At 71.3% G+C, this 14,060-nt stretch carries 11 protein-coding genes; 8 read left to right on the top strand and 3 right to left on the bottom strand.

The annotated features are described in order from the left end of the window. Positions 1-11 precede the first annotated feature (11 nt). The 3 genes from ACIG0D_RS11720 to rhaI all read right to left on the bottom strand — a co-directional run bounded on the left by ACIG0D_RS11720 (position 12) and on the right by rhaI (position 4,790). Positions 12-1,460 carry a rhamnulokinase family protein gene (locus ACIG0D_RS11720; protein WP_399798772.1) on the bottom strand — a complete coding sequence of 483 codons (1,449 nt, stop codon included), beginning with the start codon at positions 1,458-1,460 and terminating at the stop codon, positions 12-14. Beyond that, positions 1,457-3,496 (bottom strand): bifunctional aldolase/short-chain dehydrogenase, encoded by a 2,040-nt coding sequence (locus ACIG0D_RS11725; protein ID WP_399798774.1) that lies wholly within the window; start codon positions 3,494-3,496, stop codon positions 1,457-1,459. Before ACIG0D_RS11725 ends, ACIG0D_RS11720 begins: the two co-directional genes overlap by 4 nt. 133 nt (positions 3,497-3,629) lie before the next feature. Then, positions 3,630-4,790, bottom strand: coding sequence for an L-rhamnose isomerase (gene rhaI, locus ACIG0D_RS11730; RefSeq protein ID WP_399798777.1), 1,161 nt, complete (start codon positions 4,788-4,790; stop codon positions 3,630-3,632). Between the two features lie 267 nt (positions 4,791-5,057). On the opposite strand from rhaI, the gene ACIG0D_RS11735 reads away from it, so the two are divergent. The 8 genes from ACIG0D_RS11735 to ACIG0D_RS11770 all read left to right on the top strand — a co-directional run bounded on the left by ACIG0D_RS11735 (position 5,058) and on the right by ACIG0D_RS11770 (position 14,039). Beyond that, positions 5,058-6,575, top strand: coding sequence for a sugar ABC transporter ATP-binding protein (locus ACIG0D_RS11735; RefSeq protein ID WP_399798779.1), 1,518 nt, complete (start codon positions 5,058-5,060; stop codon positions 6,573-6,575). Further along, positions 6,572-7,612 (top strand): ABC transporter permease, encoded by a 1,041-nt coding sequence (locus ACIG0D_RS11740; protein WP_399798781.1) that lies wholly within the window; start codon positions 6,572-6,574, stop codon positions 7,610-7,612. Before ACIG0D_RS11735 ends, ACIG0D_RS11740 begins: the two co-directional genes overlap by 4 nt. Continuing rightward, positions 7,605-8,576, top strand: coding sequence for an ABC transporter permease (locus tag ACIG0D_RS11745; RefSeq protein ID WP_399798784.1), 972 nt, complete (start codon positions 7,605-7,607; stop codon positions 8,574-8,576). Before ACIG0D_RS11740 ends, ACIG0D_RS11745 begins: the two co-directional genes overlap by 8 nt. Positions 8,577-8,678: 102 nt before the next feature. Continuing rightward, on the top strand, positions 8,679-9,761 hold the full coding sequence (rhaS, locus tag ACIG0D_RS11750) for a rhamnose ABC transporter substrate-binding protein (RefSeq protein WP_399798787.1): 1,083 nt from the start codon (positions 8,679-8,681) through the stop codon (positions 9,759-9,761). Positions 9,762-9,778: 17 nt separating this feature from the next. Continuing rightward, positions 9,779-10,099, top strand: a complete 321-nt coding sequence (locus ACIG0D_RS11755; RefSeq protein WP_365766121.1) for an L-rhamnose mutarotase — start codon at positions 9,779-9,781, stop codon at positions 10,097-10,099. A 14-nt stretch (positions 10,100-10,113) separates the two neighbouring features. Beyond that, positions 10,114-11,529 (top strand): BNR repeat-containing protein, encoded by a 1,416-nt coding sequence (locus ACIG0D_RS11760; protein WP_399798790.1) that lies wholly within the window; start codon positions 10,114-10,116, stop codon positions 11,527-11,529. A 79-nt stretch (positions 11,530-11,608) separates the two neighbouring features. After that, positions 11,609-12,634: a LacI family DNA-binding transcriptional regulator gene (locus ACIG0D_RS11765; RefSeq protein ID WP_399798793.1), complete on the top strand. Its 1,026-nt coding sequence runs from the start codon at positions 11,609-11,611 to the stop codon at positions 12,632-12,634. 103 nt (positions 12,635-12,737) lie between these two features. Continuing rightward, positions 12,738-14,039: an alpha/beta fold hydrolase gene (locus ACIG0D_RS11770; RefSeq protein WP_399798795.1), complete on the top strand. Its 1,302-nt coding sequence runs from the start codon at positions 12,738-12,740 to the stop codon at positions 14,037-14,039. The last annotated feature ends 21 nt before the right edge of the window (positions 14,040-14,060 follow it).

Below are 14,060 nucleotides of genomic sequence, written 5' to 3' on the forward strand. Positions count from 1 at the left end.
GGCGACGGCGCTCAGCGCGCGCCGAGCCGTTCCTGCGCCGCCCGCCAGCGCGCCGTGTCGCCCCGCGGTTCGTAACGGGTCAGCGGCTGGGTGCGGGTGAGCAGCCGGCGCATGTCGGCGCGGTCGCCGACCAGCCCGTGGGCGCGCGCCTGCACCAGGACGTTGCCGAGGGCCGCCGCCTCGGTCGGCCCCGCCACCACCGGCAGCCCGCAGGCGTCGGCGGTCAGCTGGCACAGCAGCGCGTTGCGCACCCCGCCGCCGACCACGTGTACCACGTCCACGGACGTCCCGGCGAGCCGCTGGGCGTCCTCGACGGCCCGCCGGTGGGCGAGCGCCAGCGAGTCGAGAATGCACCGGGTGACCTCGGCCGGCGTCTCGGGCACCGGCTGCCCCGACGCCCGGCATGCCTCGGCGATCCGCTCCGGCATCCGGCCGGGCGCGAGGAACGCCGCGTCCCCCGCGTCCACCACGGACCGCAGCGCCGGCGCCACGGCCGCCGCCCGCAGCAGCTCGCCCAGATCCGGCTCGCCCCAGGCCCGGACGCACTCCTGGAGCAGCCACAGCCCCATGATGTTCCGCAGATAGCGGACCGTGCCGTCCAGCCCCAGCTCGTTGGTGAAGTTGGCGGCCCGGCTCTCCTCCGTCAGCACGGGGGCGCCCAGCTCCAGCCCGGCCAGCGACCAGGTGCCGGTGCAGATGTAAGCGAACCGCTCCCCGGTCGCCGGTACGGCCGCCACCGCGGACGCGGTGTCGTGCGAGCCGACCGCCGTCACCGGAACCGGGCCGGTCAGCCCCGTCTCCTCCAGCACCTCGGCGCGCAGCACGCCCGCCGGATCGCCGGGCCGGCGCAGCGGCGCGAACAGGCTCAGGTCGATCCCCAGCCGCGCCGCCACGTCGTACGACCAGTCCCCGGTGCGCGGGTCGACGAGCTGGGTCGTGGACGCGTTGGTCAGCTCGGTGCCCTGCTCGCCGGTCAGCCAGTAGGCGATCAGATCCGGGATCAGCAACAGCCGCTTGGCGTGGGCGAACTGGGCGGAGGAGCGGGCGGCGGTCAGCTGGTACAGGGTGTTGAACGGGGCGTACTGCAGACCGGTCGCCGCGTACAGCTCCGCGGCGGGCACCGTCGCCCACACCGACTCCGCGACCCCCTCGGTGCGCGCGTCCCGGTAGTGCACCGGGTTGCCGAGAAGCGCGCCGTCCGCGTCCAGCAGGCCGTAGTCCACGGCCCAGCTGTCGATGCCGACGGAGTCCACCTGACCGGCCGCCCGCAGCCCCTCCAGCACCCCCGCGTACAGCCCGAGCACATCCCAGCGCAGCCCCTCGGGCAGCCGCACGGGCCGGTTCGGGAAGCGGTGCGCCTCGGTGAGTTCCAGTTCGTGCCGGCCGACGCGGCCGACCATGACGCGCCCGCTGGACGCGCCGAGGTCGACCGCGGCGTACGACTTCACGAGCGCGCTCACCGCAGGAAGGCGGCGGCGACGCCCGCGTCGACCGGGACGTGCAGACCGGTGGTGTGGGTGAGGTCCCCGCCGGTCAGCGCGAACACCGCGTTCGCCACGTGCTCCGGCAGCACCTCACGCTTCAGCAGCGTCCGCTGGGCGTAGAACTCGCCCAGCTTCTCCTCCGGGACCCCGTACACGGCCGCGCGCTGCGCGCCCCAGCCGCCCGCGAAGATGCCCGAGCCGCGCACCACTCCGTCCGGGTTGACGCCGTTGACGCGGATGCCGTGCTCACCCAGCTCGGCCGCCAGCAGGCGCACCTGGTGGGCCTGGTCGGCCTTGGTCGCGGAGTACGCGATGTTGTTCGGGCCGGCGAACACGGCGTTCTTGCTGGCGATGTAGACGATGTCACCGCCGAGCCCCTGAGCGATCATCACCCGGGCCGCCTCGCGCGACACGAGGAACGAGCCGCGGGCCATGATGTCGTGCTGGAGGTCCCAGTCCTTCGCGGAGGTCTCCAGCAGCGGCTTGGAGATGGAGATCCCCGCGTTGTTCACCACCAGGTCCACCCCGCCGAAGGCCAGCACCGCCGCCTTGAACGCCTCGGTGATCTGCTCCTCGGAGGTCACGTCCACGGCCACGGCGACCGCCTTGTCCGGCCCGCCCAGCTCCTCGGCCACCGCCGCCGCGTTCTCCGCGTTCAGATCGGCGACGACGACACACGCGCCCTCGGCGACCAGCCGGTGCGCGATGGCCTTGCCGATCCCGCTGCCCGCGCCGGTCACCAGCGCCACCCGCGTGGCGAGCGGCTTCGGCTTCGGCATCCGCCGGAGCTTGGCCTCCTCCAGCGCCCAGTACTCGATACGGAACTTCTCCGACTCCTCGATCGGCGCGTACGTCGACACCGCCTCGGCGCCCCGCATCACGTTGATCGCGTTGACGTAGAACTCGCCCGCCACCCGCGCGGTCTGCTTGTCCTTGCCGAAGCTGAACATGCCGACGCCGGGCACCAGCACGATCGCCGGGTCGGCGCCGCGCATCGCGGGGGAGTCCGGCTCGGCGTGCCGGTCGTAGTAGGCGGCGTACTCCTCGCGGTACGCGGCGTGCAGCTCCCTCAGCCGCGCGACCGCCTCCTCCAGCGGAGCCGTCGGCGGCAGGTCGAGGACCAGCGGCCGGACCTTCGTGCGCAGGAAGTGGTCGGGGCAGGAGGTGCCGAGCGCGGCGAGCCGCGGGTGCTCGGCGCGGGCCAGGAAGTCCAGCACCACGTCCGTGTCGGTGAAGTGCCCGACCTGCGGCCTGTCCTGCGAGGCGATGGCCCGCACATACGGCGCCAGTGCCGCCGCCCGCTTCCGCCGCTCGTCCTCGGGCAGCGCGCCGTAGCCCTCGATCGCGGGCCCGAACGGCTCGGCCTTCCCCCGTTCCGCCAGGAACTTCTCCGCGGTCCGGATGATGTGCAGCGAGTTGCGCTCGCACTCCTCCGCGGTGTCCCCCCACGCGGTGATCCCGTGCCCGCCGAGTACGCACCCGATGGCCTGCGGGTTCGCCTCCTTCACCGCGGCGATGTCCAGCCCGAGCTGGAACCCGGGCCGCCGCCACGGCACCCACACCACGCTGTCCCCGAAGCACTCCGCGGTCAGTTTCTCCCCGTCCGCCGCGCACGCCAGCGCGATCCCGGAGTCCGGATGCAGATGATCGACGTGCCGGGCGTCGACGAGCCCGTGCATCGCGGTGTCGATCGAGGGCGCCGCCCCGCCCTTGCCGTGCAGGCAGTAGTCGAACGCGGCGACCATCTCGTCCTCGCGCTCCACCCCCGGATACACGTCGACGAGCGCCCGCAGCCGGTCCAGCCGCAGCACGGCCAGCCCCGCCTCGGTCAACGTCCCGAGATCGCCCCCGGACCCCTTCACCCACATCAGCTCCACCTCACCCCCCGTGACGGGGTCGGTGTCGAGGCCCTTGGCGGACGCGTTCCCGCCGGCGTAGTTGGTGTTGCGGGGATCGGATCCCAGCCGATGCGAACGGGCGAGCAGAGCGGCAGCTTCCGGATGAGTAGCCATGACCATCGGTTCCTTAGCAGAGAGGGTGCCTACAGAAAGGGGGCGCGGGCGGTATCGATATGCGGCTCCGCCGCGCGGGCGCGACCAGCCACGACGGGCCCGCAGCCCGCGTACGACAGAACCCGGCAGACGCTCACGCCCCCCAACCGGCCTGCTGTCCACCGACCCGCTCAGCGACGATCTTCTCGGCCCACCCGCACCGCGCGTACGCGGCAAGGGGCTCGGGGTCCAGCCCCATCTCTTCCCGCACCTCACGCAGCAACGGCCGCACATCGGTGTTGAACGCGTCCATCAGCACGGCGTTCGCACCGAGCACATCACCGTCCCGCTGCGCGGCGGCAAGAGCGTCCCGGTCCACGAGAAGCGCCTTGGCCGTGGCCTCCTGCACATTCATCACCGACCGGATGATCGCCGGGATCTTCGCCTCGATGTTGTGGCACTGGTCGAGCATGAACGCCACGTCCGGCGTGAACCCGCCCCCGCGGATCACCTCGTACATGATCCGGAACAGCTGGAACGGATCGGCCGCCCCCACCATCAGGTCGTCGTCCGCGTAGAAGCGCGAGTTGAAGTCGAACCCGCCGAGCTTCCCCTCCCGCAGCAGCGTCGCCACGATGAACTCGATGTTGGTGCCCGGCGCGTGATGCCCGGTGTCCACCACGACCTGCGCCTTCGGACCGAGCTTCAGGCAGTGCGCGTACGCCGTCCCCCAGTCCGGGACGTCCGTCGTGTAGAACGCCGGCTCGAAGAACTTGTACTCCAGCAGCATCCGCTGCCCCTCGCCGAGCCGTTCGTAGACCTCCGCGAGCCCTTCGGCGAGCCGGTCCTGGCGGGCCCGGATGTCGTCCTGGCCGGGATAGTTCGTCCCGTCGGCGAACCACAGCTTCAGATCGGTGGAGCCGGTCGCGTCCATGATGTCGACGCACTCCAGCAGATGGTCGACGGCCTTGCGGCGCACCGCCGCGTCCGGGTGGCAGATGCTGCCCAGCTTGTAGTCGTCGTCCTGGAAGGTGTTGGAGTTGATGGCGCCGAGCCGCACCCCGTGCTCCTCGGCGAACTTCGCCAGCGCCGCGTAGTCGTCGACCCTGTCCCACGGGATGTGCAGTGCGACGGTCGGGGCGACCCCGGTGAACTCGTGCACCTTGGCGGCGTCCTCGAGTTTCTCCTGCGGGGTGCGCGGCACACCCTGCTGCGCGAACACCTTGAAGCGGGTCCCGGAGTTCCCGTACGCCCACGACGGCGTCTCGACGGCCTGGGTCTTCAGCGCGGCCTTCACCGCGACGACATCGGTCACTGCTGGGCTCCTACCGATTCAATGAAACGATTCAGAACGGCAAGCTATGAGCCACCCGAAGGGGTGTCAAGCACTCTGACGAACCCCGCTCTCCGTGACCCCTCCGTGACCTTTGTCTATCGAAAATTTTTCGACACGGACCCATTGACGTGACATGGTCGACCCGCCTAACGTCCCGGCAACCCAGTTGAAACCTTTCACGACGTCGTGCGGGGTCGCCCGGTCTGCGCCGGGACCGCTCCCGGACCGCGTCGTCGAGGAGCCCCCATGACCCACCCGTCCGACCCGGGGCCGCCCCCGGTGCTGGCGCTCCAGGGCATCTCCAAGTCCTTCGGCGCCGTCCGCGCCCTGCGGGACGTGTCCCTGGAGCTGTTCCCCGGCGAGGTCCACGCCCTCGCCGGGGAGAACGGCGCGGGCAAGTCGACCCTCATCAAGACGCTCGCCGGAGTGCACCGGCCGGACGCCGGCCAGGTGCTGCTCGACGGCGCGCCCGTCGTCTTCCACGGCCCGGGCGACGCCCGCGACGCCGGAATCGCCGTCATCTACCAGGAGCCCACGCTCTTCCCCGACCTGTCGATCGCCGAGAACATCTTCACGGGCCGCAGCCCCAAGCGCGCCCTCGGCCGCATCGACCACAAGGCCACCCGCGCCGCGACCGCCGCCCTGATGCGGCGCCTCGGCGTCGACCTCGACCCGGACCGCCCCGCGCGCGGGCTCTCCATCGCCGACCAGCAGATCGTCGAGATCGCCAAGGCGCTCTCCTTCGACGCCCGCGTCCTGATCATGGACGAGCCGACCGCCGCGCTCACCGGCAGCGAGGTCGCCCGCCTCTTCGGCGTGGTCCGCACCCTCAGGGAACAGGGCGCCGCCGTCCTCTTCATCTCCCACCGGCTGGAGGAGATCTTCGAAATCTGCCAGAAGGTGACCACCCTGCGCGACGGCGCCTGGATCGCGAGCGAGCCCCTCGCCGGGATGACCGAGGACGACCTGGTCCGCCGGATGGTCGGCCGCGACCTCGACGAGCTGTACCCCAAGCAGGACGTGCGGCCCGGCGAGGTCGCGCTGAGCGTCCGCCGGCTCACCCGCGAGGGCGTCTTCACCGACGTCTCCTTCGAGGTGCGGCGCGGCGAGATCGTCGGCCTCGCCGGACTGGTCGGCGCCGGCCGCACCGAGGTCGCCCGCGCCGTCTTCGGCGTCGACCGCTGGGACGCCGGAGAAGTCACCGTGGACGGCAAGCCGCTCGTCAACGGCGCCCCCTCCGCCGCCATGGCCGCCGGACTCGCCCTCGTCCCCGAGGACCGCCGCGCCCAGGGCCTGGTGATGGACATGTCCATCGAGCGCAACATCGGCCTCACGGGCCTGCGGACGACCGTGCGGGCGGGCCTCGTGAACCGCGGCGCCGAACGCAGCCGCTCCCTCGACTGGGCGGTGAGACTCCAGGTGAAGTACGCCCGGATCGCCGACGCCGTCTCCACGCTCTCCGGCGGCAACCAGCAGAAGGTCGTGCTCGCCAAGTGGCTCGCCACCCGCCCCAAGGTGCTGATCGTCGACGAGCCGACCCGCGGCATCGACGTCGGCACCAAGGCCGAGGTGCACCGCCTGCTGTCCCAGCTCGCCGCCGACGGCGTGGCCGTCCTGATGATCTCCTCCGACCTGCCCGAGATCCTCGGCATGGCCGACCGCGTGCTGGTGATGCACGAGGGCCGGCTGACCGCCGAGATCCCGCGCTCCGACGCCACCGAGGAAACCGTGATGGCCGCAGCCACCGGGAGGGCGGCAGCGTGACCGTGACCGCTCCTCAGCAAGCCCCCGTGTCCGACGTGACCAAGTCGAGCGGCACCCGCCTCGTCGACCGCGTCTTCAAGATGCGCGAACTCGCCATCCTGGTCGTCTTCCTCGTGATGATCGCCGTCACCCAGGCCGGCAACAGCGAGTTCCTCTCCGAGCAGGGCATCAAGGACCTGCTGCTGAACGCCACCATCCTGGTCCTGGTCGCCACCGGCCAGTCCCTGGTCGTGATCACCCGGAACGTCGACCTGTCCGTCGGCTCCACGCTCGGCATCAGCGCCTTCGCCGCCGGGACGTATCTCCAGGGCGGCGGCAACCCGGTGGTGGCCGTGCTGCTGGCGGTGCTGATGGGCGTCGGCTTCGGCCTCCTCAACGGGCTGCTCGTCAGTCTCGGCCAAGTGCCCGCGCTCGTCGTCACCCTCGGCACGCTCTACATCATCCGCGGCATCGACTCCATCTGGGTCGGCTCCCGGCAGATCACCGCCGCCGACCTGCCCGGCTCCTTCGTCGACTTCGGCTCCGGCGGCATCTCCGCGGTGCCGTACCTCGCGCTCATCGCCCTCGCCGTCCTGGTCGCCACCGCGTACTACCTCAAGCACTACGGCAGCGGCCGTGAGCTGTACGCGCTCGGCTCCAACCCGGAGGCCGCGCGGCTCGCCGGCATCCCCGTCCGCAAGCGGATCCTCGCCGCCTACACCTTCTGCGGGGCGCTCGCCGGAGTCGCCGGAGCGATGTACCTGGCCCGCTTCGGCAACGTCGACTCCGGCACCGGCAACGGCTACGAACTCACCGTCGTCAGCGCGGTCGTGGTCGGTGGCGTCGTCTTCACCGGCGGCTCCGGCAGCGTCTACGGCGCGGCCCTCGGCGCGCTGCTGCTGACCTCCGTCAACAGCGTGCTCCCCGCGCTCGGCGTCAGCTCGGTGTGGGTGCTCGCCATCAACGGCATCCTGCTCATCCTCGCCATCGCGGTCGACCGGATCGTCGCACTGCGCGTGGCCAACGCCCTGAAGAAGAGGAACGCCCGCCATGCCTGAGTCTCTGACGCGCGCGGTCCGCTGGGACACGGTCGTCGGTGCGCTGCTGGTCGTCCTGCTGCTGTTCTCCTTCACGCTCGTGGACGGGTTCGGGAACGCGCTGAACCTGTCGTTCCTGATCGGGAACACGCTGCCCATCGCGCTGATCGCGCTGCCGATGACGCTGCTGGTCGTCTCCGGTGAGATCGATCTGTCCGTCGCGTCCACCGCCGGGTTGTCCGGTGCGGTGATGGGTGCGCTGTGGAACCAGGGGATGGCGATCGAGACGATCATTCCGCTGTGTCTGCTGCTCGGGGTGGTGTGCGGGTTGATCAACGGCCTGCTCGTGACCAGGCTGGGGCTGCCGTCCCTCGCCGTCACCATCGGCACCCTCGCCGCCTACCGGGGGATCGCGCAGATCGTGCTCGGGTCCGACGCGGTGACCGATTTTCCGGAGCAGTACCTGGACTTCGCGGCGGGACGCATCGGTGACACGTTCGTTCCGTACGCGTTCCTGCCGTTCCTGGTGCTGCTCGCCATCGCCGTCGTCGCGCTGCACGCCACGCCGTTCGGGCGGTCGCTGTTCGCGATCGGGGCGAGTGAGGAGGCGGCGCGGTTCGCGGGGATCCGGGTCAAGCGGCAGAAACTGATTCTGTTCACTGTGACCGGGCTGATGGCTTCGCTCACCGGTGTGTTCTGGGCTCTGCACTACGCGAGCGCGCGGTACGACAACGCGACCGGGCTGGAACTGTCCGTCGTCGCCGCCGTGTTGCTCGGTGGCATCGACTTCGACGGGGGCAAGGGGACGCTCGGTGGGGCGATCGCCGGGGTTTTCCTGCTCGGGGCGTTGCAGAACGTGATGAGTCTTCAGGATGTTTCCGCGCAGTCGCAGATCGTCGTGACCGGTGTGTTGCTGGTTCTGTCCGTGCTTGGGCCTCGGGTCGCGCGGCAGATCGCCGTAGTACGTGCCCAATCGTCAGGCTGACCGGCTGACCGGCTGACCGGCTGACCGGCTGTCTGCGGCTGGTCGCGCAGTTCCCCGCGCCCCTTCAGGGCGCCTCCACTCCCCCTGTCAGAAGGACCCCTCATGCGTAAGTCATCCCTCCGCCGCACCTCCGCCGCCCTCGCCGCCGTCACCTCCCTCGCCCTCGCGCTCACCGCCTGCGGCGGTACCACCAAGGAGGACGTGGCCAACGAGGGAGGTTCGGCTGCCGCCGCCGGCAAGGCGGACCCCGACGCCGAGCTGAAGAAGGGCCTCACCGTCGGCTTCCTGCCCAAGCAGGTCAACAACCCGTACTTCACCACCGCCGACAAGGGCGGTGAGAAGGCGCTGAAGGAGCTGGGGTCCAGCTACAAGGAGGTCGGGCCGTCCAGCGCCACCGACACCTCGGGGCAGGTGTCGTACGTCAACACCCTCACGCAGCAGCAGGTCGACGCGATGGCCGTGTCCGCGCAGGACCCGGGCGCCCTGTGCACCGCGCTGAAGCAGGCCATGAGGAACGACATCAAGGTCGTGACGTACGACTCGGACACCAAGCCCGACTGCCGCAACGCCTTCGTCTCCCAGGCGTCCGCCGAGGACCTGGGCCGTACCGAGGTGCAACTGCTGGCCGAGCAGATCGACTACAAGGGCGAGATCGCGATCCTCTCCGCCGCGCAGACCGCGACCAACCAGAACACCTGGATCGAGTTCATGAAGGACGAACTCGAGAAGCCCGAGTACAAGGACATGAAGCTCGTCGAGATCGCCTACGGCAACGACGACGCCCAGCAGTCCTTCCAGCAGACCCAGGGGCTGCTCCAGGAGCACCCGAACCTGAAGGGGATCATCTCCCCGACCACCGTGGGCATCAAGGCCGCCGCCCAGTACCTGTCCGGCTCGAAGTACAAGGGCAAGGTCAAGCTGACCGGCCTCGGCACGCCCAACGACATGCGCAAGTACGTCAAGAACGGCACCGTCGAGGCATTCGAGCTGTGGGACCCGGCCAAGCTCGGCGAGCTGGCCGCGCGCACCGCCGTCGCGCTGGCCTCCGGGCAGATCACCGGCAAGGAGGGCGAGACCTTCACCGCCGGTGACATGGGCGAGTACACCATCGGCGAGGACGGCGTGATCAGCCTCGGCAAGCCGACCGTCTTCGACGCGAAGAACATCGACGACTACAACTTCTGACAGAGGAGCGGTACTTCATGCAGCGCGTCTGTTTCCTGCTCAAGGTCCGCCAGGACAAGATCGCCGAGTACCGCGAACGCCACGCCGCCGTGTGGCCGGAGATGCTCGACGCGCTCTCGGCCACCGGCTGGCACAACTACTCGCTCTTCCTGCGCGACGACGGCCTGCTCGTCGGCTACCTCGAGACCGAGGACTTCGAGGCCGCCCTCGCCGGCATGGAGGCCACCGACGTCAACGCCCGCTGGCAGGCCGAGATGGCCCCCTTCTTCGAGTCCCTCGACGGTGCCCGGCCCGACGAGGCGATGAAGCCGCTCACCGAGGTCTTCCACCTCGCCTGACCAGGAGCGTCCCCATGAGAAGACGTACCGTGCTCACCACCGCCCTCGCGGTCGCCGCGGCCGGCGCCCCCGGCGTCGCGCGGGCCGCCGCCCCCGGCCCCTCGGTCACCCGCGTGGGCACCACCACCCTCGACCACCAGGCGATCTACTTCGTGTCCTACGACGGCCTGGTCAACAACAACTCCTTCCAGAAGAACGGCCTGCTGACCTACAAGGGCCACCAGTACGCCGCCTGGTACACCGCCGACCGCAACGCCGTCGTCGGCCGCCGCGCCCTGGGCGCGAGCACCTGGCAGACCGTGAAGGTCGGCCACACGCTGCGGTACAACGACTCCCACAACGTCATCTCCATGGGCGTCTCCAGGGCCGACGGCCGGCTCCACCTCAACATGGACTCCCACAGCGACGGCTTCACCTACGTCAAGTCCGTCGCCGGACTCATGGACGATCCTGCGGGGCTCGGCTGGAGCGCGAGCCGCTTCGGGGCGCCCCAGTCGACGCTCGACGGGCTCGCCCTCACCTCCCAGTTCACGTACCCGCAGTTCATCGCCACCCCCGAGGGCAGGCTCCAGCTCAGCTACCGTGCCGGTGTCTCCGGCAACGGGCGCAACGCCCTCGCCGAGTACGACGGCACCAAGTGGACGGCGCTGGGGGAGTGGACCAGTTCCACCGGCACGTACACCAGCGAGCACGGCTCCTCCACCGCCCGCAACATGTACCTGCACGGCATCGACTACGACCGCGGCGGCCGGCTGCACGCCTTCTTCACCTGGCGGGAGCAGAACGGCGCGGTGATGTGCGCGAGCGGCGGCATCACCAACCACGACACCGGCTATGTGTACTCCGACGACCGCGGCCGCACCTGGCGCAACGGCGCGGGCGCCGTCGTCGGCGTCACCGGCGGCTCCGACCGGGTCTCCGTGACCGACGCCGGTCTGGTCGTGGACCCGCTGAACCCCGACCATTCCCTGATGAACCAGGAGAGCCAGTTCACCGACTCCGCGGGCCGGCCGCACGCGATCATCTCCTACGTCCCCGGCCGCTTCGGCCAGTGCACCACGGACTACGTCGCCGACCGCACCGCGAACGGCCGCGCCTTCCACGTCCGCCGCACCGCCTCCGGCACCTGGCGGAAGACCGAGATCCCGGTCCCGCTGAACTCCAGCCAGCGCACCAAGCTGGTCCTGGACCGGTACGACAACGCGTACGCCGTCCTCCCGTACGGCCGGATCGCCGCCGCCTCCGCGGCCTCCGGACACACCGACTGGAAGCTGCTGTACGACGGCGCGGGGCTGAACGCCTTCGGCGAGGTGGTGGTCGACGAGACCCGGGTGGCGCAGGACGGTGTGCTGTCCGTGATGTACCAGGAGAAGTCCACCGGTACTGCCCCGTCGGCGCTGCGCGTCGTCGACTTCCGTCTGCCCTCGTGAGTACGGTCGCAGCCCGGCGGCGTGGCGGTAGTGTGAAGGCCTTCCCGCCGCCCCTCGTCTCCCTGGAGGTCCCTGCCTGATGGCCCAGTCGGTGGGTATCAAGGACGTCGCCCGCGCCGCCGGAGTCTCCGTGGGTACGGTGTCGAACGTCATCAACCGTCCGGACACGGTCGCCACCGAGACCCGGGCGCGCGTGCTGTCCGCGATCGACCGGCTCGGCTACGTCCGCAGCGAGTCCGCGCGCCAGCTGCGCGCGGGCCGCAGCCGGATCATGGGGCTGCTCGTGCTCGACATGGGCAACCCCTTCTTCGTCGACGTGGCGCGCGGCGCCGAACGCGCCGCGCGTGAGGCCGGGCTCGGCGTGATGGTCTGCAACAGCGCCCAGAGCCCGGGCGAGGAGGCCGAGTACCTGTCGCTCTTCGCCGAACAGCGGGTGCGCGGCGTGCTGCTGACCCCGGCCGACGCCACCGGCCGGAACATCGAGACGTTCCGCCGCCACGGCATCCCGTTCGTGCTGGTCGACCGGGTCGCGGAGGGCGCCACCGAGTGCTCGGTGTCCGTCGACGACGTGGCGGGTGGGGCGCTGGCCGTACGCCATCTCGTCGACGCCGGGCACCGGGCCATCGCGTACGTCAGCGGGCCGCCCGGCCTGAACCAGGTGCGCGACCGCCGCACCGGCGCCCTCAACGCGCTCGCCGAGGCCGGTCTCGGCCCGGAGGCGCTGCGGGAGCTGCCCACCGAACGGCTCGACGTCGCCGCCGGCCGCGACGCGGGGGCCCGGCTGCTGGGCCTCGCCGACCGGCCGACCGCCGTCTTCTGCGCCAACGACCTGCTCGCCCTCGGCGTGCTCCAGGCGATGTACGCGGCCGGGGTCAGCGTCCCCGACGACCTCGCCATCGTCGGCTACGACGACATCGAGTTCGCCGCCGCCGCGGCCGTCCCGCTCACCTCGGTGCGGCAGCCCGCCGTCACCATGGGCGCGCTCGCCGCCGAGTTGCTGCTGGAGGAGACCGAGTCGGACACCGGCCGCCGCCCCCACGAGCACCGCCGGGTCGTCCTCCAGCCGGAGCTGGTGGTACGGCGGTCCAGCCTGGCGGGGCGCTGAACCGCCGTCCGGCAACCGTTCATGATCCCCGGCCCCGCCGGGCCGCCGGACATGTGCTGAACTGGGACGCGATCCGCACCCGCCGTCCGCACCGGGAGACCCGTTGAGCGTCAGCTACCGCCAGCCCGGCGTCGTCCTCACCGACCGCCGCTTCACCGTGCCCCTCGACCACGCCGACCCGGCGGGGGAGACGATCGAGCTGTACGCGCGCGAGGTCGTCGCCGGGGACAAGGCACACCAGGAGCTGCCCTGGCTGGTCTACCTCCAGGGCGGCCCCGGCTTCGGCGCCAACCGGTTCGTCGGCAGGCAGGCCTGGCTCGGCCGCGCCCTGAAGGAGTTCCGCGTCCTGCTGCTCGACCAGCGCGGCACCGGCCACTCCACGCCCGCCAACCGCCAGACCCTCCCGCTGCGCGGCGGCCCCGCCCGGCAGGCCGACTACCTGGCCCACTTCCGCGCGGACGCGATCGTCGAGGACTGCGAGCTGATCCGCCGCCAGGTCACCGGCGGCGCCCCCTGGACCGTCCTCGGCCAGAGCTTCGGCGGCTTCTGCACGGTCACCTACCTCTCCACCGCCCCCGAGGGGCTTGCCGCCGCCCTCGTCACCGGCGGCCTGCCCTCCCTGGACGCCCACGCCGACGACGTCTACCGCGCCGCCTACCCGCGCATCGAACGCAAGGTCACCGCCCACTACGCCCGCTACCCGCAGGACGTCGAACGGGCCCGCCGGATCGCCGACCACCTGCTGAGCCACGACGTGGTCCTGCCGAACGGCTACCGGCTCACCGTCGAGGCCTTCCAGTCCCTCGGCATCCTCCTCGGCGGCAGCGAGGGCAGCCACCGCCTGCACCACCTCCTCGAGGACGCCTTCGTCCGCACCCCGCACGGCCCGGCCCTCTCCGACGCCTTCCAGGAGCAGGTGCAGGGCCTGCTGTCGTACGCCGCCCACCCCCTGTACGCCCTCGTCCACGAGGCGATCTACGGCCAGGGCGCGCGCCCCACCGCCTGGGCCGCCGAGCGGGTGCGCGCCGAGTTCCCGCAGTTCGACGCCGCCAAGGCGCTCGCGGGCGACGGGCCGCTGCTGTTCACCGGAGAATGCGTCTACCCGTGGATGTTCGAGACGGACCCGGCGCTGCGCCCGCTGCGCGAGACCGCCGAACTCCTCGCCGCCCGCACCGACTGGCCCCGCCTGTACGACCCCGCCCGCCTCGCCGCCAACGAGGTCCCCGTCGCCGCCGCGGTCTACCACGACGACATGTACGTGGACACCGCCCACTCCCTGGAGACGGCCCGCGCGATCAGGGGACTGCGCACCTGGGTGACGGACGAGTTCGAGCACGACGGGGTCCGCGCGGGCGGACCGCGCGTCCTGGACCGCCTGCTGGCTCTCGTCCGGGACGAGGCGTAGAAACCCGCAAGCGGCGGCCGG

The organism is Streptomyces sp. NPDC052773, assembly GCF_044547145.1.
GTDB lineage: Bacteria > Actinomycetota > Actinomycetes > Streptomycetales > Streptomycetaceae > Streptomyces.